The following is a 22,188-nucleotide window of genomic DNA, read 5'->3' as shown; positions in this document are numbered from 1 at the left end:
TTCCAGAGCCGCCCATGACCGCCTCCGTGCCCTCCCCGAATGCCTCCTCGTGCGGCGATATCGTCGAGCTCGACGCCGTCGCGCTGTCGCGTGCCATCCATGCGCGGCGGGTGTCCTGCGAAGAAGTCCTCGGCGCGTACCTGCACCAGATCGACCGCTTCAATCCCACCGTCAATGCCATCGTCGCGCCCATGGACCGGGAGGCGCTGCGTGCGCAGGCACGGGAGCGCGACGCCGAACTGGCCAGGGGCGAGAGCCGCGGGCCGCTGCATGGCTTTCCTCAGGCGCCGAAGGACATCATGCCGGCAGCCGGTATGGTCACGACCAAGGGCTCGCCGCTGTTCGCGGGCCAGGTCAGCGAGACCGACGCCGTGGTGTTCGAGCGCATGCGCGCGGGCGGCGCGCTGTTCGTGGGACGCACCAACTCGCCGGAGTTCGGGCTCGGCGGCCATACCTACAACCCCGTCTACGGCACCACGCGCAATGCGTTCGACCCGTCGCGCTCGGCCGGCGGCAGCAGTGGCGGCGCCGGTGTCGCGGTGGCGCTGCGCATGCTGCCGGTGGCGGACGGCTCGGACATGATGGGCTCGCTGCGCACGCCGGCCGCCTTCAACCACGTCTATGGCCTGCGCACGTCCTTCGGCTGCGTGCCGCACGGCCCCACCGAGGAGGTGTTCTTCCAGCAGTTCAGCGTGGCCGGCCCGATGGCGCGCAATCTGCCCGATCTGGCGCTGCTGCTGTCCGTGCAGGCCGGCTTCGATGCGCGACTGCCGCTGACGCGCCGTGCCGAGCCGCCCGGCGCGTTCGCGCCGCAGCTGGACCGCGACGTGAAGGGCACGCGCATCGGCTGGCTGGGCGACCTGGGCGGCCATCTGCCAACCGAACCCGGTGTACTGCAGGTCTGCACGGATGCGCTGCGGCACTTCGAGACGGCGGGCTGCCGCGTCGAGCCGGTGCAGCCGGCCTTCGACCTGGACAGCCTGTGGCAGGCCTGGATCGATCTGCGCAGTTTCGCCGTGGCGGGCGCCAATGCGGCGCTGTACCGCGACCCCGCCAAGCGCGTGCTGCTCAAGCCCGAGGCGGTGTGGGAGATCGAGCGCGGCCTGGCGCTCGATGCCTCGCGCATCTATGCCGCGATGCGCGTGCGCACCGCCTGGTATCAGGCGCTGCGCGCGCTGTTCGAGCGCGTCGATTTCCTCGTGCTGCCCGCCGCTCAGGTGTTCCCGTTCGCGGCGGAAGAGGACTGGCCGCACGTTGTGGGCGGACGCGGGATGGATACCTATCACCGCTGGATGCAGACCGTGGTGCCGGCCACGATGGCGGGCCTGCCCGCGCTGGCGGCGCCAGCCGGCGTGGGACCGCAGGGTCTGCCGGCCGGCCTGCAGATCATCGGCCCGGCCCAGGCGGACGCCGCCGTGATGGAAGTCGGCCATGCCTACGACCTGGCCGGCGGTTTTTCCCGCGTGCGCAGCCCGTTGCTCGGCTGAATCCAACCTTTCCTCCATCCATCCCCTGCCAGGAGATGTCATGAACGCATTGCCCCGCATTCTTTCCACGCTGTTCGCCGGTGTGCTGGCCGTGGGCGCGTCCGGCGCCCATGCGCAGGGCGCGTTTCCCGACCGGCCCATCAAGCTGATCGTGCCGTTCGCGGCCGGGGGCGCCACCGATGTGCTCGGGCGCCTGCTCGCGGTGGGGCTGAGCGACAAGCTCGGGCAATCGGTGGTGGTCGAGAACAAGCCGGGTGCCAGCACCGTGGTGGGCGCCGCGCTGACCGCCAAGAGCCCGCCCGACGGCTACACGCTGCTGCTCGCGTCGAGCACCACGGTCACGCTCAATCCGGCGATCCGCCAGAACCTGCCCTTCGATCCGCACAAGAGCTTCACGCCGATCGGGCTGGTGGCCGACATGAGCCTGGTGCTGGTGGCCAATCCCAATGCCGGCGTGGCGACGCTGAAGGATCTGGTGACGCAGGCCAAGGCCAGTCCGGACAAGTTCTCCTATGGCTCATTTGGCACCGGCTCGTCGGTGCACTTTGGCGGGGAGATGCTCAAGTCGGCCACCGGTATCCGGATGGTGCACGTGCCGTTCAACGGCAGCGCACCGAGCCTGACGGCACTGGCCGGGGGCCAGGTACCGGTGGCGGTCGACACCATCGTTGCCACGCTGCCGCTGATCCGCGCCGGCAAGATCAAGCCGCTGGCCGTGCTGTCGGCGCAGCGGCTGCCGGCGCTACCGAATGTGCCGACGGTGGCCGAGAGCGGCTATCCCGGCTTCGAGATGGGTACCTGGTTTGCTGTGCTCGCGCCGGCCGGGCTACCGCCCGCGGTAGCCAGCAAGCTGGAGACGGCCCTGACGGAGGTCGCCAGCGCGCCGCAGACCAAGGCCAGGATGGTGGAACTGGGGCTGAGCCCGGCCCCCGGCAACGGCGCCGCGCTGCGCGCGCGCATCGACAAGGAATTGCCCCTGATGCGCGCCGTGGCGGCGCGCGCGGACATTCGGGCGGATTGAAGCGGATTGAAGCGGAGAGATCGAGGGGAATAGCCCCGGCGCGGGGGGAAGCACTTGCCGGGGTTCCGGCGGCGGATGCGCGCGCCGGCTCGAAGCGAAGCCGGCCCGCGGTGCGGGCCGGCATGGTTTGAAGGTCAGTCGAAGAGCTCGTGCCAGATGCTCTTTTTCTTGTAGTACTTCTGCTCGCGGTAGCGGTCGTCATCGCGCCGGCCGTAGCCGCCCGCATTGCCATAGGGCGCGGGCTGCGCCTGCGGCTGGTATTGCGGTTGCTGTGGGGGCGGTGCCGACGCGGCCGGCTGCGCGGTGACCGCCCGCTCGAGGATCTTGTCCAGCTCCCCGCGGTCGAGCCAGACGCCCCGGCACTTGGGGCAGTAGTCGATTTCGATGCCTTGCCGCTCGGACATCACCAGAGCGGTTTGGGGGCAGACCGGACATTCCATGCTTCACCTCAACGTTGTCGTCGGATACGACGGTCTGACCCTCCGCGGACAGGCTTGGTTCCGGCGGGGGCGGCCGGCTCGCGCCAATCGCTCCAGGGCTCTGGGCGCAACGTGCCCCAATACGGCGATTTCCATGGCACTGTAGGCGTGCAACGCGGCCCGAACCCGCACCGTTCTCGCCTTCCCGGCACCGCAACTGTGCGGCACAACACCCCTCCAGCCGGTGGCTAAAGCGTCATGCAAATGGCGTCGATAACCCCGCACAATGCACCGCCGCAACGGCCTGTCCATTGTCCGCTGCGCCCACCATCTGGAGGAATTGGGATGTCCGTAGCAGCAGCAACGCCGCGCCAGGAACAGAGCCCGGCGCAGCGTTCCGTCATTGCAGACCTGACCCGCGAGGTCCGCCGCATTTCCCGCGACAAGATCGCCGATATCGACCTGATCAACCGCGAGGCGACCTATCTGGCCATCAACGCGCTGATCGAAGCGGCGCGCGCCGGCGAGGCGGGCCGCGGCTTTGCCGTGGTCGCGAACCAGGTCAAGGACGTGTCCGGCCGCATCGGCCGCCTCACCGGCGAACTGGGCACCGAGCTGGGCGCGATCAGCGAGCGCATGGTCGCGGAACTGGAGCGCCAGCAGGGCCAGCGTCTGACCGATCTGGCGCTGAATATGATCGACGTGATCGACCGCAACCTGTACGAGCGCTCGTGCGACGTGCGGTGGTGGGCCACCGACGCCGCAGTGGTCGACTGCCTGGCCGCGGGCTCGCCCGAGGCGGCCGCGCACGCGGCACGGCGGCTGTCGGTCATCCTGGACAACTACACCGTCTATCTCGACATCTGGGTGCTGGACCTGGAGGGCCGCGTGGTCGCCAACGGAAGGCCGGGCACATTCGCCGTGGCGGGCGTGGCCAACGCCGCGCGGCAGGACTGGTTCGCCGCGGCGCTGCGCACCCGCTCCGGCGACGAGTACGCGACCGCCAACGTCGATACGGTGGCCGAACTGAAGGGCGCGGAGGTGGCCACATACGCCACCGCGGTGCGCGCGGGCGGCGCCGCCGACGGGAAGGTCATCGGCGCGCTGGCGGTGTTCTTCGACTGGGCGAAGCAGGCCTCGACCGTGGTCGACAGCGTCCGGCTCACCGACGAGGAGCGGGGGCGCACGCGCTGCATGCTGGTCGATGCGGACGGCCGCGTCATCGCGGACTCGAAGCGGCAGAAGGACGGCGCGCGGCAGGGCGGGAAGGAAGCGAAGACCTTCGCGCTCGATACCGGGGGCCAGGCCATCGGCACGTACCGTGCAGGCGATGGCGCGCTGGTCGGTTATGCGCTCACGCCCGGCTACGAGAGCTATCGCGGCATGGGCTGGTACGGCGTGATCGCGCAGGCGGCGGACGCCGCCTCGTAGCTCGCGCAGCCCGCGCTCGGGGCATACGCGCTTGACAGGCCGGCCGTCATCGCGCCGACATGAAAGGCGTGCAGTGCCCGGGGGACGCGCGCAGTCGGGCGATGTTGCACTCGCACATTGCCGGAATGCGGCCTAAGATGACCTGCATTGCCCCTGGCATGCAGGAGATTCCAATGGCCGTATCCCGTCCCGCATCGCAATCGTCGTCCGGCCGCGAGCCCGCGCTCGTGGACCTCGCCCTGCAGGGAGGCGGGTCCTTCGGGGCATTCACCTGGGGCGTGCTGGACCGCTTGCTGGAGGAGCCCTGGCTGCGCATCGACGGCATCTCCGGCACCTCGGCCGGCGCCATGAACGCCGCGGTGCTCGTCCACGGCCATCATCGCGGCGGCCCAGACGGGGCGCGCGCCGCGCTCGAGGACTTCTGGCGCCGCGTCTCCGAAGCCGCGCTGTTCAGCCCCTACCGGCGCAGTCCGCTCGATATCCTGCTGGGGCGCTGGTCCATCGACTCCTCGCCGATGTTCCTGGCCCTGGACCTCGCCGCACGCGTGATCTCTCCCTACACGATGAACGCGCACGGCTTCAATCCGCTGAGCCAGATCCTCGACGAGGTGATCGACTTCGACGAGCTGGCCCGCGCGCCGATCCAGCTGTTCGTCACCGCCACCAATGTGCGCACCGGCCGCGGGCGCGTCTTCAAGAACCAGGAAGTGACCGCGCCGGTGCTGCTCGCCTCGGCTTGCCTGCCGACGATGTACCAGGCGGTGGAGATCGATGGCGAGTCGTACTGGGATGGCGGCTATGTCGGCAATCCCACCATTACGCCGCTGGTGCGCGAATGCAAGTCGCGCGACACGATCCTCGTGCAGATCAATCCGATGGAGCGGCCCGGCACGCCGCGCACGGCGCGCGAGATCAGCAGCCGCATCAACGAGGTGTCCTTCAACTCGCCGCTGTTCAAGGAGCTGCGCATGATCGCGCTGCTGCGCCAGGTCGCCGATCCCGGCCACTGCGAAGGCGCGCAGTGGGCAGGCATGCGGATCCACCAGATTCTCAGCGACAAGATCCCGGAGTTGGGCTACACCGCCAAGCTCAACGCGGAATGGCCGTTCCTGTGCATGCTGCGCGACGAGGGCCGGCGCTGCGCCGAGGACTTTCTGGCGACCCGCGCGGATGCCATCGGCAAGACGTCGTCCTTCGACCTCGATCAACTGCTGCGGGAGGTCTGAGCCATGGGTCTCATCGGCATCCTGATCGCGCTCGGCGCGCTGATCTGGCTCGCGTATCGCGGCTGGAGCATCCTGCTGCTGGCACCCGCCGCCGCGCTGCTGGCGGCCGCCACCGCCGGCGAGCCGCTGCTGGCGCACTGGACGCAGACCTTCATGGCGAGCGCGGCCGGCTTCGTCGCGCAGGTCTTCCCCCTTTTTCTGCTCGGCGCGCTGTTCGGCAAGCTGATGGACGACAGCGGCTCGGTCACCGCCATCGCCGAGGCGATGACGCGCCGGCTCGGCTCGGGCCGCGCGATCCTGGCCGTGGTGCTGGCCGGCGCGCTGGTCACCTACGGCGGCGTGAGCCTGTTCGTCGCCTTCTTCGTGCTCGCGCCGATGGCCCAGGCGCTGTTCGCCGCGGCGGGCATCCCGTCGCGGCTGATGCCCGCCGCCATCGTGCTCGGGACTTCCACTTTCACCATGTCCGCGATGCCCGGTACGCCCGCCATCCAGAACGCCATTCCGATGCCGTTCTTCGGCACCACGCCGTTTGCCGCGCCGGGCCTGGGACTGGTGGCCAGCGCCATCATGCTCGCCTTCGGGCTGTGGTGGCTCGGCCGCGCCGAACGCGCCGCGCGCCGGGCGGCGCCGGGCGCGCGGGTGGAGATGGCGGGCGGCGTGGCGGCGCGCGCCCCGCATGGCGTGGCCGATGTCAGCGCCGACGCGCTGGTGCGCGAGCGCGCCATCGTCGCCAACGCGTTCGATCCGGCGGAGACGCACCACGGCGAACGCAGCGCGGGCGGACCACCGGTGCTGGTGGCGATCCTGCCGCTGGCGGTGGTGATCGCGGTGAACCTGCTGATGAGCCTGGTCGTGCTGCCGCGCCTGGACCTGGACTATCTGGGGGATCCGTTCTGGGGCAGCACCAGCGTCATGGAGGTGGGCGGCGTGTGGTCGGTCATGGTGGCGCTGCTGGCCGCCATCGCGTGCCTGGTGGCCTTGAATTTCCGGCGGCTGCCGGCATTGCGGCTGACCATGGACGCGGGCGCCAACGCGGCGGTGCTTCCGGTATTGAGCGTGGCCAGCCTGGTCGGCTTCGGCTCCGTGGTCGCGGCGCTGCCCGGTTTCGCGCTGGTGCGCGACTGGGTGCTGTCCATCGAGGGCGGACCGCTGGTATCGCTGGCGGTGGCGACGAATGTGCTCGCGGCGCTCACGGGTTCCGCTTCCGGCGGGCTGACCATCGCGCTGCAGGCGCTGGGCGAAACCTATATGGAGATCGCCGCCTCCAGCGGCCTGGACCCGGCGCTGATGCACCGCGTGGCGGTGATCGGCGCCGGCACGCTGGACAGCCTGCCGCACAACGGCGCGGTCGTGACGCTGCTCGCGGTTTGCGGCGCCACGCACCGCGAGAGCTATCTGGATATCGTGGTGGTCGGCATCGTCGGGCCCATCGTGGCCCTGATCACCGTGATCGTGCTCGGCGGCATGTTCGGCTCGTTCTGAAAGGACTCGCTAGCCCGCGCTCCGGCGCATCACCAGATACAGCCCCGCCGCGGCCAGCAGCATGCCGGGCCATGCCAGCCAGGGCACCGGTTCGTCGAGTACCGCGAGCGCGATCAGCGTCGTCATGGGCGGCACGAGGAAGAACAGCGCCGACACGCGCGAGGCCTCGCCATGGCGAATCATGGCCAGCAGCAGCGTGATGGCCACGATGGAATTGCCGATCACCAGATAAGCCAGCGACCCGAGCAGTTCCGGCGTCCATGCCACGTGCATGGGTTCGAGCAGAAAGGCCAGCGGCGCCGTCACGGCCAGTGCGACCGCGTACTGCACGAGGTTGGCGGTGACCGGATGCACGTCCGTGCCGAAGCGCTTTTCCCACAAGGTGCCGGCCGTCATCGCGGCGAGCGCGAGCAGCGCGAACAGCAGCGCCAGCGGCGTCGCCACTTCGATGGACGACTGCGCGACGATCACCGTGGCGGCACCGCCGGCGCCGAGCGCGAGGCCCAGCCAGCGCACCCGGTCGACCCGTTCGCCGGCGAGGGCGGGCGCGAGCAGGCCCACGAGGATGGGCTGTTGCGAGGTGATCAGCGCTACCGCGCCGGCCGACATGCCGGCCTTCAGGGACAGATAGGTGAAGGCGAAATAGCCGGCCTGCACCAGCAGGCCCACCATCGCCAGATGGCACCAGGCGGCGGGCGTCCCGGGCAGCGCGGGTCGCAGCCAGAGCCATGGCAGCGCCAGGATGCCGACCACGCAGGCGTAGCGCAGGGCTAGGAAGGTCAGGGGATCGGCATCGCGCAGGCCGAGCTTGAGGAAGACGAAGCCGCCGGACCACAGCAACAGGAAGATCGCCGGTCCGGCCCTGAGCCACAGCGGCTGCGCGCGGCGCGCCACGGCGCCGTCGTTCACCGGACGGGCTCCGCGGCTTCGAACCGCTTGCGCTCTTCCGCCATCCGCGCGCAGCGCTCTCGCAGGAAGTCGCGCAGGCGGATGACCGCCGGCACCAGCAGCGACCGGTGCGCGCAGATCAGGTTCAGCGGCGCCGGCTCGCCCCAGCCCGCCGGCAGCAGCGACACCAACCGGCCGCTTGCCACGTCGTCGTGCAGGTCCAGGCTGGACTTGTAGACGATGCCGTGGCCGGCGAGCGCCCAGCGCCGGACGACATCCGCGTCGTCGCTGACGCGGTTGCCCGCCACCACCACCGTGCGCAAGCCCGCCGGCGTATCGAAGCGCCAGCGCTCATGCACGCCGTCCGACAGCATGAAGCGCAGGCAGTTGTGCCGCGCCAGATCGTCGAGGGAAGCGGGACGCCCGTGCCGCTCCAGATAGGCGGGCGAGGCGCACAGCATGCGCCGGTTGTCCGGCGCCAGTGGCTGGGCTACCAGCGAGGAATCGGGCGGGTGGCCGTAGCGCAACGCCAGGTCCAGCGGCTGGCGGAACAGGTCGGCCATGCGGTCGCTCAGGTTCAGCGTCAGGTCCAGGCGGGGATACTCGGCCTGGAAGTCGTCCAGCCAGGGCACCAGCACGTTGCGGCCCAGGTCGGACGGCGCGGAGAGCCGCAGCGTGCCGGCCAGCGCGTCGTCATGTGCCGCCGCGAGCGACACGTGCCCGTCTTCCAGGCTCTGCAACATGGCCCGCGCGTACGGCAGATAGCGCTCGCCGCGCTCGGACAGCCGCAGGCTGCGGGTGGAGCGGATCAGCAGCCGCTGGCCCAGCGCCTGTTCGAGCCGCTGCACGGCATTGCTGGCGAGCGAGGGCGTGATGCCCAGTTCGCGGGCCGCCGCGGAAAAGCTGCCGGCATCAGTGGCGCGCACGAACACGGCCAGGTCATCGGAGCGGATCATCGGGGACTGCATGGTCGTTCAGGGTGGCAATGCATCGGCAGCACGGGCGCATTTACGCCGTTTCGGCGAAAGTGTTTGCGCATGATGCCTGTTTTTCTGCGTATCGGGAAAGGCCACACTGCCTGCACACCACGCCGGCGCGCCACCACTTACCGCGCCGGCCGACCTTCCAACCATCAGGGACATGCCATGAAAGCCGTTGCCTACCGCCAAGCCAAACCCATCGACCAGCCTGACAGCCTGCTGGATGTGACGCTGCCCGACCCGGTGCCCACCGGCCGCGACCTGCTGGTCCGGGTCGAAGCCATCGCCGTCAATCCGGTCGATACGAAGGTGCGGGCCGGCGTGGACCCCAAGGGCGCGGACAAGGTGCTGGGCTGGGACGCGGCCGGCACCGTGGTTGCCACCGGACCCGACGCCACGCTGTTCCGCCCGGGCGATGCGGTGTTCTACGCGGGCGCGCTGGACCGTCCGGGCGCCAACTCGGCGCTGCATCTGGTGGACGAGCGGCTGGTCGGACGCAAGCCCGCGACGCTCGGCTTCGCCGAAGCCGCCGCCTTGCCGCTGACTAGCATCACCGCGTGGGAGCTGCTGTTCGACCGGCTCGGCGTGCGCATCGGCAAACCCGCCCAGGCGGGCTCGCTGCTGGTGATCGGCGGCGCCGGCGGCGTGGGCTCCATCGCCACGCAACTGGCGCGGCGGCTGACGGGCCTGACGATCATCGCCACCGCCTCGACGCCCGAGAGCCAGGCATGGTCCCGCGAGATGGGCGCCCACCATGTCATCAACCACCGCGAAGCCCTCGCGCCGCAAATCAAGGCCATCGTGCCGGGCGGGGTGGACTACATCCTGGCGCTGACGCAGACCGACCAGCATTTCCCGGCATTCGCCGAGGTCGTCGCGCCGCAGGGCCACATTGCCTGCATCGACGATCCCACCGGACCGCTGGATATAGTTTCCCTGAAGCGCAAGAGCGTGTCGTTCCACTGGGAGCTGATGTTCACGCGCTCGCTGTACCAGACGCCGGACATGATCGCCCAGCACCGCCTGCTGAACGAAGTGGCCGATCTGGTCGACGCCGGGCTGATCACCAGCACCGTGAACCGCAACCTCGGCCGCATCAATGCCGCCAACCTGCGCGAGGCACACGCGCTGATCGAGAGCGGGCGCAGCGTGGGGAAGATCGTGTTGAGCGGGTTTGGGGATTGATGGTCGCGGTGGCGCTTGCTCGGACCGCAGCGCGCAGCCTCATCGAGCCTCCACGGTTGGCTCCGCCTTCAGCAGCGGATACGGGTTGATCGCACCCCCCGCCGCATAGATCCCGTAGTGCAGATGCGGAGGCGTGCCCCGTGCATTTCCCGTATTGCCGACGTAGCCGAGCACGGTGCCGGGGGCAACGATGTCGCCTTCGATGATGGGACCATAGCGGTCCAGGTGCGCGTAGTAGTGCATCTGCCGTCCCGGGCCCATGACCCAGACGACGTTGCCGCCGAGATTGTTCGTGCCGATGCGCGAGACCAGTCCGTTGGTGGTGGACAGCACCGGGCGGCCGCGCGGCGCGAAGATGTCGATACCCTGATGCTTGCGCCCGCCCGAGCGGCTGGCGTTCCAGGTGTCCTGCAGCGCCCGCGTCGTCACGCCTTGCACGGGAACGGGCAACCACTGCGGCGGCGGCTGTGCGGCGAGCCGGGCGGCGAACACGGTGCGCTCGACCATCGGTGCAAGCCATGGCCACGCGGCCCACACGATGGCCGCCAGCACGAGCAGCCAGATCCAGCCGGACCATGAGCGCGTCGCCGTCATCGGTCAGCCGAAGGCATCGGGGTCCGCACGCATGCCGTCATGGAAAGGCCGCTCCCCTCGCAGGGCCAGCGCGCGGCGCCAGACGATCTCGGCCTGGAACGCGACCATGATCGCGATCAGCAGCATGACTTCGCCGAATCCGCCGTGCTGCGACGTGCCGGTCAGGTATTCGACGGTGCCGGCCGCGAACTTCGCGAGGATCAGCAGCAGGAAGAGGGCGATCGTCAACGGCGTGCCCTGCGAGTACAGCCGGCCATCCTCTTCCCATACCCGCGTGAGCTTGCCCCGCGCGTAGCCGATCATCGCGCTGAGCACGACGCCGCCGAGCAGGATGGCCCACGAGGTCGGCGAGCTGGGCAGGAAGAAGCCCCCGACGGCAAGTCCGACGATGCCGTAGATAAGCGCGAGCTTGAATCGCGACTTCCCCTTCAGTTCGTTGCGCACCGTCTGTCGATACACCGCATAGATGCACAGCGCGACGATCACCAGTATCTGAGGCACGGTCATGATGGGCTCCGCGCGGTGAGCGAGACGCATGGCATGCGCCTTGGGTGCAAAAGCGCCCATCAGTATCGGGGACAACCCTGAGTCTGTAAATCGAGAACGTGCCCGATTGTGTGTTGCGGCGCGACGCCGTTACGGTCATCGCCTGTCGATTGCCTGCGCGCAGCCGCGATGCGCGAGTTCTCGGCAACGTCCTCATCCCCGCTCTCCAGACATCCCGCCCACGCGCGCCACGCGCACCGCAAGGAGAAATGCCATGCGACAGCAGCCCCACGCCTCTTTCCGCTCCAACATCCCGCAACGCTCCCGGCTGCTGGGCGCTGCGGTAGCCGCGCTGATGCTCGCTGCGTGCGGCGGCGATGACGACGATCATCACCATGGGGAAAAGCCACCGGAGCCGCCACCGCCGCCCGTGGCCACCGGTTGCGAGCTGAACGGCTCCACCGGCGGCCCGGTCGTGGTGCTGCCCGGCGAGCCCGGTGCGCCGGAAGTGGCCACCGGCTATGCGCCGAAGAACACGGTGTACGCCAAGACCTATATGGCGGTGACCAACAACCCGCTGTCGACCCAGGTCGCCTGCAACATTCTCAAGGACGGGGGCACCGCCGTCGATGCGGCGGTGGCCGCGCAGATGGTGCTGAACCTGGTCGAGCCGCAGTCCTCCGGCATCGGCGGCGGCGCCTTCATCATGCACTACGACGCGCAGAGCAAGCGCGTCACCGCCTACGACGGACGCGAGACGGCGCCGGCCGGCGCCGACGAAAACTACCTCCAGTGGAAGTCCGCCACCGACCAGACCGCCCCGGCGCCCAACGCGGTGCGCAGCGGCCGCTCGATCGGCACGCCCGGCACGCTGCGCGTGCTGGAGCTGGCGCACGGCGAGCACGGCAAGCTGCCGTGGAAGGACCTGTTCGCCCCAGCGATCCGCATCGCCAACGATGGTTTCGCCATTCCGCCGCGCATGGCCGCGTCCATCTCCGGCGCGACCACGGTGGCCAATATCCAGCGCGACCCCGAGATGGCCGCCTACTTCCTGAACCCCGACGGCACGCCGCGCGCGGTCAATACGATCCTCAAGAACCCCGCATTGGCGCAGACCTTCACCGCCGTGGCGGAAGGCGGGGCCGATGCGTTCTACAAGGACGGCCCGATCGCGCGCGCCATCGTCGACAAGATCCAGACGACCTACGGCGGCTCGACCACGCCGGGCGTGACCACGCTGGCGGACCTGGCCAACTACCAGGCCAAGAAGCGCGAGCCGGTGTGCACCACCTACCGCGGCTACGAGGTGTGCGGCATGCCGCCGCCGTCGTCGGGCGGCATCGCGGTCGGGCAGATTCTCGGCATCCTGGAGAACTTCGATCTGGCCGCGTACCCGCCGACCGTCCGCGATCAGAACGGGGGCAGGCCCAGCGTGACGGGCGTGCATCTGGTGGCGGAGGCGGGCAACCTGGCCTATGCCGACCGCAACAAGTACGTGGCCGACACGGACTTCGTGCCGCTGCCGGGCGGCAGCTGGAACACGCTGCTGAACAAGCCGTATATGGCCCAGCGCGCGTCCATGATCAGCCTGACCCGGGCCATGACGCTGCCGGCGCCCGCCGGCAACTTCGGTTCGGTGCCGCTGGCCTCGCCGCTGGTGCCGGAGCATGGCACCACGCATCTGTCGCTGGCGGACAAGTACGGCAACGTGGTGGCGATGACCACCACCATCGAGGCCGGACTTGGCTCGTACCACATGACGGGCGGCTTCCTGCTCAACAACGAGCTGACGGACTTCAGCGCGCAGCCGACGGTGGGCGGGGAGCCGGTGGCCAATCGCGTGCAGCCCGGCAAGCGGCCCCGCAGCTCGATGGCGCCCACACTGGTGTTCAAGCGCAATGCGGACGGCTCCCGCGGCGAGTTCGCGATGACCACCGGCTCGCCGGGCGGCGCGACCATCATCCAGTACGTGGCCAAGACGATCGTCGGCGCGCTGGACTGGGGGCTGGACGCGCAGCAGGCCGTGTCGATGATCGACTTCGGGTCGAACAACGTCTCCGCGATCGTCGGTGGCGAACACCCGATGGTCGATACCAGCACGCCGTCGGGCGGCCTGCCCGGCGACAACGATCCGCTGGTCAGGGGGCTGCGCGATCTGGGGCACACGGTCAGCGTGGGCAACCAGTCCAGCGGACTGAGCGCGATCATCCGCGCGACGGTCGGGGGCTCCCAAGTGCTGGTGGGCGGCGCCGATCCGCGGCGCGAAGGCGTGGTGCTGGGCGATACCTTCACGCCGTAACCGCACGATGACGGCGCGATAGCGCGCCTGCCGGGGTCCGGGGCATGCGTCCCGGGCCCTTCTTTCTGCGACCGTTGCGCGGGCCGCCGCAGCCACCGCCATCGCTGCCGCTATCGCTTGTTGCCTGTCTTGCCGGAAGGGGCATCGGTGCCCGGACCCGGGCGCATGTCGGCTGAGCCGCCCGACCCCGCGGAAGCGCCGGTGCCCTGCACACCGTCGTTGGCGCCCGAGCCGCGCGAGCCTGGCGTCGCCACGGCTCCGGATTTGTTGCCTGTATCGGTTGCGCCGCTGGTTGCACCGGAAGCCGCGCGGGAGCCCGACTGTCCCGCGCCCGGCGCGCTGGCGGCACCGCTGCCGCCTTCCGCAGCCGAGGACCCGGCCGGCCGCGCACCTTGGGATTGCGCCGCGGACATGGAGGCGACGGCCGCGGCGGCGGCCACGGTGGCAAGCACGGTGGTCTTGATGATGGTCATGGTGGTTTCCGGTAGTGGTCCCCGAGCCGAGGCAAGCGCCGTACCAGCGCGGCATTGCTGTTGGCGTGACCGTCACTCGTGACACGGTTCTTGCTTCTTTGGGCGTTCTTTGACGGGAGCACGCCATGACAGAACCGTTCAAGCCGATGCGCCGCATCCTGTTGAAGGCGATCGGCACCGGTCTGCCGGCTACCGCGGCGGCGGCGGGGCTGGCGGCGGACGCCAGCCAGGGCGCCGCTTCCGGGACCGCCGCACGGGGCGCCCCGCGACTGGCCAGCGTTCCCCAATTCTTCAATGACAGGGAAAGAACTACCATCGACGCGATCGTCGCGCGCCTCATACCCGCCGACGATCTCGGCCCCGGCGCGCGCGAGGCGGGGGTGACCGAATTCCTCGACCGGCAACTGGCGGGGGCATGGGGCAGCGGCGACAACTTCTATCGCCATGGTCCCTTTGCCGCCGGCACGCCGGAGCAGGGCTACCAGCTCGCGTTCACCCCTGCCGAATGCTTCCGCTTCGGTCTGGCGCGCCTGGATGAAGCCTGCCGCCAGCGCCACGGCAACAAGGGTTTTGCGCAACTGTCAGCGGCGCAGCAGGACGCGATGCTCTCCGCGCTCGAGCGCGGCGAGATCGACACCGGCGCGCTGCCGGCCAAGGTGTTCTTCCAGATGCTGCTGGACGGCACCATGGAGGGCTTCTTCTCCGACCCGATCCATGGCGGCAACCGCGACATGGTCGCCTGGAAACTCGTCGGCTTTCCCGGCGCCTATGCCAGCTTCGCCAACGATATCGAGCGCCACAACGTGCCCTATGTGCGCCCGCCGGTATCCATCGCCAACGCCCATGGCATGCATGGCGGGGGTGGCCACGCGGGGCACGGCGCGGCTGCCGGGGGCGGCGGCGGGGCGAGCGGCACGCCCGCTGGCCAGCCCGCCAAGGGAGGGCGCCAATGAAGACGCTTCCCGCAGTGGACGTGGTCATCGTGGGCGGTGGCTGGACCGGCTCGGTGATCGGCAAGGAACTAGCCGCAGCCGGCCAGCAGGTGGTGGTGCTCGAGCGCGGCCAGCCGCGCTGGCCCTCGCCGGACTTCCAGGCGCCCGCGGTGCATGACGAGCTCAAGTACACGCGCCGCCACGCGCTGCACCAGAACACCGCCACCGAGACTTTCACCTTCCGCAACAACACCAGCCAGACCGCGCTGCCGATGCGGCGCTGGCAATTCGCCTACCCGGCCAATCATCTGGGCGGCGCCGGCAGCCACTGGTCCGGCGCCTACTACCGCTTCGATCCCACCGACTTCAAGCTGCGCAGCCACTACACCAAGCGCTATGGGGCGGGCATCTTCGAGCCGGACATCACCGCGCAGGACTGGCCGCTGACGTACGACGAACTGGAGCCGTACTTCGATCGCTTCGACTATCTGATCGGCGCCTCGGGCTATGCGGGCAATCTGAAGGGCAAGGTGCAGGAGGGCGGCAATCCGTTCGAGCCATGGCGTTCGCGCCCGTATCCGAATCCGCCGATGCGCGTGCCGTTCGCCTCGGCGCTGTTCGGCGAGGCCGCGGCGTCGCTGGGCTATCACCCATATATCCAGCCGTCCGCGCTCGCCAGCCGCCCTTACACGAACAGCGAAGGGCTGCCGATGAGCGCGTGCGTGTACTGCGGCTTCTGCTCCAACTTCGGCTGCGAGCACTTCGCCAAGGCGTCGCCGCAGGTCTGCGTGCTGCCCGTGGCGATGAAGCTCAAGACCTTCGCCTTGCGCACGGACACGCACGTCCTGCGCGTGGAGCTGGACAAGGAAGGCAAGAAGGCGCGGGGCGTGGTCTATGTCGATGGCGCGGGGCAGGAGGTATTCCAGCCGGCCGAGATGGTGTTCCTGTGCGCGTTCAGCGTGAACAACGTGCGGCTGCTGCTGCTCTCGCGCATCGGCAAGCCCTACGATCCGGCCACCGGCCAGGGCGTGGTGGGCCGCAACTACACCCACCAGACGACCTCGGGCGTGAACCTGTTCTTCAACGAGCAGACCCATATCAACCCATTCATGGGCGCGGGCGCCGCCGCCGTGACGATGGATGACTTCAGCGCCGACAATTTCGACCACGGGCCGCACGGCTTCGTCGGCGGCGGCTATATCCAGATCCAGGTAGTGAGCGGCGCGCCGATCGGCTATCACCCGACACCGCGCGGCACGCCGGCCTGGGGCAGCGAGTGGAAGAAGGCGGTGCGGCGCTACTACAACCATTCGGCGTCGATCACCATCACCGGCTCGGCCATGCCGACGCGAGGTGCCTACCTGGACCTCGACCCGACCTATCGCGACGCATGGGGCCAGCTGCTGCTGCGCATCACCTACGATCTGCCCGAGAACGATATCCGGCTCTCGGCGTTCCTCACGGAGCGCGGCGAGCGCATCGGCAAGGCCATGCGAGGCGTGGTGGCGACGGAGGCCGGCCCGCGCAAGCGGCCGTTTACCGCCACGAGCTACCAATCGACGCATCTGACAGGCGGCGCCGCGATGGGAGCCGATCCGGCCACCAGCGTGGTCAATCGCTTCGGGCAGTGCTGGGATGTGCCCAATGTGTTCGTCACCGGCGCCAGCCTGTTTCCGCAGAACTCCAACTACAACCCGACCGGCACGGTCGGCGCCACGGCGTACTGGATCGCCGATGCGGTCAAGCGGCACTATCTGCAGGCGCCGGGAAGGCTGATCGCATGAACACCCACGACGAGCAGGTGGCGGCAGCCGGCCAACGGCAGCCGCGCGTGTGGCCCATCGTGGCGATGGTGATCGTCCTGGGGGCATCTCCGCTCTACGGCGTCATCTTCCAGATGTGGCCGGACTGGTTCCCCGGCGATGGCGGCTCGCAGGCGGGGCGGGGCCAGCAGCAGGCGCAGCAGGCCCGGCAGAGCTCCGTGGCCATGCCGGCCTCGGCACCGGCCCCGGTTCCCGGCACCGGACTGGCCGCGCCGGCGCCCGAGCAGATCCGGCGATCCACCGACTTCATGCCGAAGGACCCGGAGTGGTCGCGCATCCTGACCGCCTCCCCCGACGCGGCCGGCGGCGCGGGCGGGCGCGGGCAGACCATCGCGAGCGCGGGCAACGGGGCCGGCGCCGCGCCGTGCATTTCCTGCCATACCGTATCCACGCCCGCACCGGCGGGCACCTTGTTCCCGTCGCTGGCGGGCTTGTCGGCGGAGTACCTCGCCAAGCAGCTGGTGGATTACCGCAGCGGCAGCCGCAACGATCCGGTGATGGGCCCCATCGCCAAGGCGCTGAAGGACGAGGACATTGCCGCGGTTGCCCGCTACTACGCCGGCCAGCCGGCGCCCGCGGTGACGCTGGTCACGACTGCCCCTTCCGGCCGCGCCGGAACCCTGCATGCCATCGGCGACAATGCCCGCGGCCTGCCGGCCTGCGCCAACTGCCACGGCGGCGCGGGAGAAGGGCAGGGGCCGCTGTTGCCGCGCTTGAGCGGGCAGCCGGCCGACTACCTCGTGAAGCAGCTGGCGGCCTTCCGGGGCGGCACGCGCAGCAACGACGGCGATGCCGTCATGCGGGCGGCGGCGCAACGGCTGACCGAGGACGATGCCAGGGCCCTGGGCACTTTCTATGCGGGGGGCGGACGATAGGCTGTTGCGCACCGAGGTACCGGACAAGTCATCTTTACTCGCGCGGCGTGTATGGATTGCAACAAAGTGCCTCCCTCGACTGGCGAATAGTGACTCCGGGGCGCCGTGCTGCTGTCGATCTTTCAACGTGCCGACGCAAAAAGCGCCCCGCGGGGCCGCCATTTCGGCCCGGTTCCGAGGCGTGGGCGCGTGGCAGCGCTGGCGTTCGGGCTCGGTGGCACCCTTTCTGCTTATAGTGGACCCGATACCAACGCGAGCCTGCCAAGGTCGTTCCACATGAGCCTTACCTGGACCCAGGGCAACAGCATCCGCCTGCTGGAGAACGGGGAAGAGTATTTCCCGGCTGTCTTTGCCGCCATCGCGCAGGCAAAGCAGTGTGTGCTGCTCGAAACCTTCATCCTGTTCGACGACCGTGTCGGACAGGCGCTGCGCGAGGCGCTGATCGCCGCCGCGCAGCGCGGGGTGCACGTGGCCATCACCGTCGATGGCTTCGGTTCGCACGACCTCTCCGCCGAATTCATCACGGGGATGGTCGCGGCCGGCGTGCAGTTCAATATCTTCGCGCCACGCCGCCCTCTGTTCGGCATCCGCACCAACGTCTTCCGCAGGCTCCACCGCAAGCTGGTGGCCATCGACGGCGTCAAGGCTTTCGTGGGCGGCATCAATTTCTCCATCGAGCATCTGTGGGACTTCGGTCCGCAGGCAAAGCAGGACTATGCGGTGGAGGTCGACGGCCCGATCGCGCGCGACGTGCATCGCTTCCTGATGGGCGTGATGCAGGCCAACGAACGCCCGCGCCGTCCCGCGCCCGAGTTCGACCTGCCGCCGCCGCAGTCCGTGGGGCCGACCCCGGCCTTGCTGGTGACGCGCGACAACGACAAGCACCGTACCGATATCGAGCTGCATTACCTCAAGGCGATCCGCTCGGCCAAGGAAGAGATCATCATCGCCAACGCCTATTTCCTGCCGGGCTACCGGCTGCTGCACGCGCTGTGCGATGCGGCACGGCGCGGCGTGCGCGTGCAACTGATCCTGCAGGGCAACCCCGACATGCCCTGGGTCAAGCGCGCCGCCGACATGCTGTATGCCCACCTGCACGACGCGGGCGTCAAGATCTACGAGTACTGCGAGCGCCCTTTCCACGGCAAGGTCGCCCTTGCCGACGGCGAATGGGCGACGGTGGGCTCGAGCAATCTCGATCCGCTCAGCCTGTCGCTGAACCTCGAAGCCAATCTCGTGATCCGCGATGCGGTCTTCACCCGCCACCTGCGCGAAAAGCTGCAGCAGCTGATGGACAGCCGCTGCCGGGAGATCGAGGCCAGTCGGGGCGAACCGCGCTCGATCTTCGACACCACGGCCACCACGCTGATGTTCCACTTCCTGCGCCGCTTTCCCGCCTGGGCCGGCTGGCTGCCGGCGCATACGCCGACGCTGGTGTCGCCGCCGGTGCCCGAATCGGAGGGTAGCGGGCGCATCGTCATCCTGAAGCGGGGGGCCGAATAGGATGGCGCCACCGACTCCGACTCCAGCGGCGGCCCCGGCCTCCGCTGCTGCCACGGCCAAGCGCCGCCAGCGTCCACGTTCGCGCTGGGCGCTGGTGCGTCGCGTGCTGGGCATCCTGTTCGTCTCGCTGGTGGTAGTGCTGATCTTCCGCAAGATGAGCACCATCGACTGGAGCGCGGTGCTGACCGCGGTGCAGTCGTTCCAGCTGCGCACGCTGGCCCCGGCCTTCGCGCTGGTGGTGCTCAGCTATTGCCTGCATGCGTCGTTCGACCTGCTGGGCCGGGCCTATGCCGGCCACCACCTGCGCGCCTCGCGCGTGATGACCATCGCGTATATCAGCTACGCCTTCAACCTGAACCTGGGCGCCCTGGTGGGCGGACTGGGCCTGCGCTACCGGCTCTACGCCCATGCGGGACTCAATACGCCGCAGATCGCCAAGGTCTACTCGATCGGGGTGGTAACCAACTGGATCGGCTACTGCCTGCTCGCCGGCGTGGTGCTGTCGTCCGGCATCGTGGTGCTGCCCGAGGAATGGGGCCGCGATCCGCTGCTGCTGCGCGCGGGCGGCGTGCTGCTGGTGGCGGTGGCGATCGGCTATATCCTGGCCTGCGCGTTCGCCAAGCGCCGGCACCTGGTGCTGCGCGGCCATACGTTCGACTTGCCATCGCTGCGCTTCGCGCTGATGCAATGCTCGCTGTCGATGGTGAACTGGCTGACCATCGCCACCGTCATCCATGCCCTGCTGCCGCACGAGACTTCCTGGTCCGCCGTGGTCGGCGTGGTGCTGGTCAGCAGCCTGGCCGGCGCCATCGCGCATATCCCCGCCGGACTGGGCGTGCTGGAAACGGTCTTCCTGGTGCTGCTGGGCGGCGAGATTCCACACCACGCGCTGCTGGCCGGACTGGTTGCCTACCGGGCGATGTACTACCTGCTGCCGATGGCTCCGGCGGTGGCCGCGTACTTCTGGATGGAGGTGCGCCACCGCAAGGCGGCCGCCGCGGCGCCCGCCTGAGGGCGGCGGGCCCCGACGTGCAGATGGGAAACGCAGGCGCCGAAACGCAAGTGCTGAAACGAGAAGGGGCGTCTCGATGAGACGCCCCTGACGCATGACCGCTGCGTGCGTTGTCGTTGTCCGACTATATGCGTCCCATGACCACGAGGGCCACCACGATCAGGACGATCAGGCCGATCCCGCCGCTGGGACCGTACCCCCAGCCGCTGCTGTACGGCCACGATGGCAGTGCGCCGATCAGCACGATGATCAGGACGATAAGAAGAATGGCACCGAGGGACATGTGGGCTCCTTGTGATGGTGGCCTTCGTGTTAGCGGGCTGCCCGCTGCCAGGCAGAGCGGCTCCGTACTGCATGACTACACGATAGGCCCCGGTGCCCCGTCTTCCCTCCCGGCGCTTGCTGAAAGCGATGTAGGAATCGGACGACGGCCGCGATACCGGCGGCTGCGCCGCGCCCGCCTCAATCGCGCAGACGTTTGATCAACGAGGACGTGTCGTCGCGCCCGCCGCCGGCGCGCTGCACGTCGGCATAGAACTGGTCCACCAGCGCGGTCACCGGCAGCGTCGCGCCGTTGCGGCGCGATTCGTCCAGGCACAGCCCGAGGTCCTTGCGCATCCAGTCCACGGCGAAGCCGAAGTCGAACCTGCCCTCGATCATGGTCGGACCGCGGTTCTCCAGCTGCCACGAGCCGGCGGCGCCCTTGCTGATCACGTCCAGCACCACGCGCATGTCGAGCTGCGAACGCTCGCCGAAGGCGATGGCTTCGGACAGGCCCTGCAGCAGGCCGGCAATGCAGATCTGGTTGACCATCTTGGCCAGCTGCCCGGCGCCCGCGTCGCCGATGCGCGTGACCGCCCGCGCGTAGGCGGCCACCACGGGAGCGATGCGATCGTAGACGGCCTGGTCGCCGCCGCACATGACGGTCAGGATGCCTTTCTGCGCGCCGACTTCCCCGCCGGACACCGGCGCATCGACGAAATGCAGGCCGCGCTCCCGCGCCACCTGGTACAGCTCCCGCGCGATGTTCGCGCTGGCCGTGGTGTGGTCCACGAACACGCAGTCGCGCGCCGCGCCGCCGAACGCGCCGTCCGCGCCGACCAGCACCGAGCGCAGGTCGTCGTCGTTGCCCACGCACAGGCACACCACCTCGGCGCCCCGCGCGGCTTCGGCCGGCGTCGGCGCGCTTGCGCCGCCGAACTCGGCGACCCAGCGCTCCGCCTTGCTGGCGGTGCGGTTGTAGACGGTGACCTGATGGCCCTTGTCGGCCAGATGACCGGCCATGTGATAGCCCATGACGCCAAGTCCGAGGAATGCGACGCGCATACTGCTGCTCCGTTTCAGATGAGGATTGCAAGAGGGTGGCGCGCCCTGTGCCGGCCCTGGCAAGGGCCGCGGCGCGCCGGAGGTCGTTGCCTCGTGGCCGCGAGTATACGCGGGTGGTGCAAGGCAGCCGGGCCTATCGCACCTTGTCGAAGCCGCCTTGTGCCCAGCGCTGCGCGCTGTCGCGCGTGAGGCGGAAGTCCGGCGCCACCTTGACGCTCGCGAGGGTCTCGCCAAGCGCATCGACGGCGGTCAGAGTGCCGAAGGGCTCGAACTCGTCCGGCGTGATGGCCAGCCGGACGGTGACGGGCCCGGAGTCGGTGTCGATGCCGACCTGCTTGTTCAGGCGCGCGTGCAACTGCTGTTCGTGGCGGCGGATCACCTCGGAGGCGGTCTTGACCAGCGTCTGGTGCGCCGTGGCGTCGAGCGGCTTGGGATCGACCTTGTTGCGCCCCATGGTCCAGGGTCCGACCAGCGCCGGTTCGCTGCTGCCGTCGCGGATCATCTCGACCGCCCAGCCGTCGCCGTCCTCGTTCTTGATGACGCGGGCGGTCCAGCCCTTGTCGCGCCACAGGCGCGGTTCGTGAATGGTATCGGCGCCGTCCTCGGGGACGGACTCCGCGGATTGATGCAGGGATGCCACCTGGTATTGTCCTTTTGCGTCGTTGCTCCCGGGCGCGCCTTGGCGGCGGGCGTGCCGCCTTGCCGGGGTGAGGCCCGGAGCTTACAACGAAAAGCGTCACGGCCCG

General features: G+C 69.3%; 21 protein-coding genes. 12 read left to right on the top strand and 9 right to left on the bottom strand.

Annotated features, from left to right (window positions below; translation table 11 throughout):
• Window positions 1-14: 14 nt before the first annotated feature.
• Window positions 15-1,487 carry an amidase gene (locus tag LDO27_RS04430; protein WP_224039921.1) on the top strand — a complete coding sequence of 491 codons (1,473 nt, stop codon included), beginning with the start codon at window positions 15-17 and terminating at the stop codon, window positions 1,485-1,487.
• Window positions 1,488-1,527: 40 nt separating this feature from the next.
• Window positions 1,528-2,508, top strand: coding sequence for a Bug family tripartite tricarboxylate transporter substrate binding protein (locus LDO27_RS04425; RefSeq protein ID WP_224039919.1), 981 nt, complete (start codon window positions 1,528-1,530; stop codon window positions 2,506-2,508).
• 134 nt (window positions 2,509-2,642) lie between these two features.
• Here the strand turns inward: LDO27_RS04425 and LDO27_RS04420 are convergent, their stop codons facing one another.
• Complete coding sequence (locus LDO27_RS04420) at window positions 2,643-2,948, bottom strand: TFIIB-type zinc ribbon-containing protein (protein WP_224039917.1); 306 nt, start codon at window positions 2,946-2,948, stop codon at window positions 2,643-2,645.
• A gap of 324 nt (window positions 2,949-3,272) precedes the next feature.
• On the opposite strand from LDO27_RS04420, the gene LDO27_RS04415 reads away from it, so the two are divergent.
• From LDO27_RS04415 to LDO27_RS04405, 3 genes are all read left to right on the top strand, one after another.
• On the top strand, window positions 3,273-4,358 hold the full coding sequence (locus LDO27_RS04415; RefSeq protein ID WP_224039915.1) for a methyl-accepting chemotaxis protein: 1,086 nt from the start codon (window positions 3,273-3,275) through the stop codon (window positions 4,356-4,358).
• Window positions 4,359-4,531: 173 nt separating this feature from the next.
• A complete protein-coding gene (locus LDO27_RS04410; protein ID WP_224039914.1) occupies window positions 4,532-5,584 on the top strand; it encodes a patatin-like phospholipase family protein in 1,053 nt (350 codons plus the stop codon).
• 3 nt (window positions 5,585-5,587) lie between these two features.
• Window positions 5,588-7,066, top strand: a complete 1,479-nt coding sequence (locus LDO27_RS04405; RefSeq protein WP_224039913.1) for a GntP family permease — start codon at window positions 5,588-5,590, stop codon at window positions 7,064-7,066.
• Between the two features lie 9 nt (window positions 7,067-7,075).
• On the opposite strand, the gene LDO27_RS04400 is transcribed toward LDO27_RS04405, so the two are convergent.
• Both LDO27_RS04400 and LDO27_RS04395 read right to left on the bottom strand, forming a co-directional pair.
• A complete protein-coding gene (locus LDO27_RS04400) occupies window positions 7,076-7,975 on the bottom strand; it encodes a DMT family transporter (RefSeq protein WP_224039912.1) in 900 nt (299 codons plus the stop codon).
• Window positions 7,972-8,910, bottom strand: a complete 939-nt coding sequence (locus tag LDO27_RS04395; RefSeq protein ID WP_224039911.1) for a LysR family transcriptional regulator — start codon at window positions 8,908-8,910, stop codon at window positions 7,972-7,974. Before LDO27_RS04395 ends, LDO27_RS04400 begins: the two co-directional genes overlap by 4 nt.
• 189 nt (window positions 8,911-9,099) lie before the next feature.
• On the opposite strand from LDO27_RS04395, the gene LDO27_RS04390 reads away from it, so the two are divergent.
• The gene (locus LDO27_RS04390) at window positions 9,100-10,119 is read left to right on the top strand and encodes a zinc-binding alcohol dehydrogenase family protein (protein ID WP_224039909.1); all 1,020 of its coding nucleotides are present in this window, start codon (window positions 9,100-9,102) and stop codon (window positions 10,117-10,119) included.
• A gap of 39 nt (window positions 10,120-10,158) precedes the next feature.
• Here the strand turns inward: LDO27_RS04390 and LDO27_RS04385 are convergent, their stop codons facing one another.
• Together LDO27_RS04385 and LDO27_RS04380 are read right to left on the bottom strand one after the other, a co-directional pair.
• Entirely contained in the window at window positions 10,159-10,713 is a 555-nt protein-coding gene (locus tag LDO27_RS04385; protein ID WP_224039908.1) for a M23 family metallopeptidase, read from the bottom strand.
• Window positions 10,714-10,716: 3 nt separating this feature from the next.
• The gene (locus LDO27_RS04380; RefSeq protein ID WP_224039906.1) at window positions 10,717-11,220 is read right to left on the bottom strand and encodes a hypothetical protein; all 504 of its coding nucleotides are present in this window, start codon (window positions 11,218-11,220) and stop codon (window positions 10,717-10,719) included.
• 253 nt (window positions 11,221-11,473) lie between these two features.
• Here LDO27_RS04380 and LDO27_RS04375 point away from each other — a divergent pair, with 253 nt between their 5' ends.
• Window positions 11,474-13,498: a gamma-glutamyltransferase family protein gene (locus LDO27_RS04375; RefSeq protein WP_224039904.1), complete on the top strand. Its 2,025-nt coding sequence runs from the start codon at window positions 11,474-11,476 to the stop codon at window positions 13,496-13,498.
• A 110-nt stretch (window positions 13,499-13,608) separates the two neighbouring features.
• Here LDO27_RS04375 and LDO27_RS04370 read toward each other — a convergent pair whose 3' ends face one another.
• Complete coding sequence (locus LDO27_RS04370) at window positions 13,609-13,971, bottom strand: hypothetical protein (RefSeq protein WP_224039902.1); 363 nt, start codon at window positions 13,969-13,971, stop codon at window positions 13,609-13,611.
• A 125-nt stretch (window positions 13,972-14,096) separates the two neighbouring features.
• Here LDO27_RS04370 and LDO27_RS04365 point away from each other — a divergent pair, with 125 nt between their 5' ends.
• The 5 genes from LDO27_RS04365 (at window position 14,097) to LDO27_RS04345 (ending at window position 20,116) form a co-directional block, all read left to right on the top strand.
• Window positions 14,097-14,924 (top strand): gluconate 2-dehydrogenase subunit 3 family protein, encoded by an 828-nt coding sequence (locus tag LDO27_RS04365; protein ID WP_224039900.1) that lies wholly within the window; start codon window positions 14,097-14,099, stop codon window positions 14,922-14,924.
• The gene (locus LDO27_RS04360) at window positions 14,921-16,687 is read left to right on the top strand and encodes a GMC family oxidoreductase (protein ID WP_224039898.1); all 1,767 of its coding nucleotides are present in this window, start codon (window positions 14,921-14,923) and stop codon (window positions 16,685-16,687) included. The genes LDO27_RS04365 and LDO27_RS04360 overlap by 4 nt, the downstream gene beginning before the upstream one ends.
• On the top strand, window positions 16,684-17,601 hold the full coding sequence (locus LDO27_RS04355) for a c-type cytochrome (RefSeq protein WP_224039896.1): 918 nt from the start codon (window positions 16,684-16,686) through the stop codon (window positions 17,599-17,601). Before LDO27_RS04360 ends, LDO27_RS04355 begins: the two co-directional genes overlap by 4 nt.
• Window positions 17,602-17,877: 276 nt before the next feature.
• On the top strand, window positions 17,878-19,104 hold the full coding sequence (clsB, locus tag LDO27_RS04350) for a cardiolipin synthase ClsB (protein WP_222206951.1): 1,227 nt from the start codon (window positions 17,878-17,880) through the stop codon (window positions 19,102-19,104).
• 103 nt (window positions 19,105-19,207) lie between these two features.
• Entirely contained in the window at window positions 19,208-20,116 is a 909-nt protein-coding gene (locus LDO27_RS04345) for a lysylphosphatidylglycerol synthase domain-containing protein (protein WP_224039894.1), read from the top strand.
• A 124-nt stretch (window positions 20,117-20,240) separates the two neighbouring features.
• Here the strand turns inward: LDO27_RS04345 and LDO27_RS04340 are convergent, their stop codons facing one another.
• The 3 genes from LDO27_RS04340 to LDO27_RS04330 all read right to left on the bottom strand — a co-directional run bounded on the left by LDO27_RS04340 (window position 20,241) and on the right by LDO27_RS04330 (window position 22,073).
• A complete protein-coding gene (locus LDO27_RS04340; protein ID WP_222206949.1) occupies window positions 20,241-20,399 on the bottom strand; it encodes a DUF3309 family protein in 159 nt (52 codons plus the stop codon).
• A 179-nt stretch (window positions 20,400-20,578) separates the two neighbouring features.
• Complete coding sequence (locus LDO27_RS04335; protein ID WP_224039892.1) at window positions 20,579-21,442, bottom strand: NAD(P)-dependent oxidoreductase; 864 nt, start codon at window positions 21,440-21,442, stop codon at window positions 20,579-20,581.
• A gap of 133 nt (window positions 21,443-21,575) precedes the next feature.
• Window positions 21,576-22,073: a hypothetical protein gene (locus tag LDO27_RS04330; protein WP_224040810.1), complete on the bottom strand. Its 498-nt coding sequence runs from the start codon at window positions 22,071-22,073 to the stop codon at window positions 21,576-21,578.
• Window positions 22,074-22,188 lie beyond the last annotated feature (115 nt).

This window comes from Cupriavidus respiraculi (assembly GCF_914271545.1).
Classification (GTDB): Bacteria; Pseudomonadota; Gammaproteobacteria; order Burkholderiales; family Burkholderiaceae; genus Cupriavidus; species Cupriavidus respiraculi.
This window is presented reverse-complemented; position numbering and strand designations above follow the sequence as displayed.

Bases quoted from the DNA above. Each gene is read 5' to 3' on its own strand.
- LDO27_RS04395 (WP_224039911.1), bottom strand. From the start codon at position 8,910: ATGATCCGCTCCGATGACCTGGCCGTGTTCGTGCGCGCCACTGATGCC.
- LDO27_RS04365 (WP_224039900.1), top strand. From the start codon at position 14,097: ATGACAGAACCGTTCAAGCCGATGCGCCGCATCCTGTTGAAGGCGATC.
- LDO27_RS04410 (WP_224039914.1), top strand. From the start codon at position 4,532: ATGGCCGTATCCCGTCCCGCATCGCAATCGTCGTCCGGCCGCGAGCCC.
- LDO27_RS04415 (WP_224039915.1), top strand. From the start codon at position 3,273: ATGTCCGTAGCAGCAGCAACGCCGCGCCAGGAACAGAGCCCGGCGCAG.
- LDO27_RS04355 (WP_224039896.1), top strand. From the start codon at position 16,684: ATGAACACCCACGACGAGCAGGTGGCGGCAGCCGGCCAACGGCAGCCG.
- LDO27_RS04430 (WP_224039921.1), top strand. From the start codon at position 15: ATGACCGCCTCCGTGCCCTCCCCGAATGCCTCCTCGTGCGGCGATATC.
- LDO27_RS04340 (WP_222206949.1), bottom strand. From the start codon at position 20,399: ATGTCCCTCGGTGCCATTCTTCTTATCGTCCTGATCATCGTGCTGATC.
- LDO27_RS04420 (WP_224039917.1), bottom strand. From the start codon at position 2,948: ATGGAATGTCCGGTCTGCCCCCAAACCGCTCTGGTGATGTCCGAGCGG.
- LDO27_RS04380 (WP_224039906.1), bottom strand. From the start codon at position 11,220: ATGACCGTGCCTCAGATACTGGTGATCGTCGCGCTGTGCATCTATGCG.
- LDO27_RS04360 (WP_224039898.1), top strand. From the start codon at position 14,921: ATGAAGACGCTTCCCGCAGTGGACGTGGTCATCGTGGGCGGTGGCTGG.
- LDO27_RS04370 (WP_224039902.1), bottom strand. From the start codon at position 13,971: ATGACCATCATCAAGACCACCGTGCTTGCCACCGTGGCCGCCGCCGCG.
- LDO27_RS04390 (WP_224039909.1), top strand. From the start codon at position 9,100: ATGAAAGCCGTTGCCTACCGCCAAGCCAAACCCATCGACCAGCCTGAC.
- LDO27_RS04335 (WP_224039892.1), bottom strand. From the start codon at position 21,442: ATGCGCGTCGCATTCCTCGGACTTGGCGTCATGGGCTATCACATGGCC.
- LDO27_RS04425 (WP_224039919.1), top strand. From the start codon at position 1,528: ATGAACGCATTGCCCCGCATTCTTTCCACGCTGTTCGCCGGTGTGCTG.
- LDO27_RS04375 (WP_224039904.1), top strand. From the start codon at position 11,474: ATGCGACAGCAGCCCCACGCCTCTTTCCGCTCCAACATCCCGCAACGC.
- clsB (WP_222206951.1), top strand. From the start codon at position 17,878: ATGAGCCTTACCTGGACCCAGGGCAACAGCATCCGCCTGCTGGAGAAC.
- LDO27_RS04385 (WP_224039908.1), bottom strand. From the start codon at position 10,713: ATGACGGCGACGCGCTCATGGTCCGGCTGGATCTGGCTGCTCGTGCTG.
- LDO27_RS04405 (WP_224039913.1), top strand. From the start codon at position 5,588: ATGGGTCTCATCGGCATCCTGATCGCGCTCGGCGCGCTGATCTGGCTC.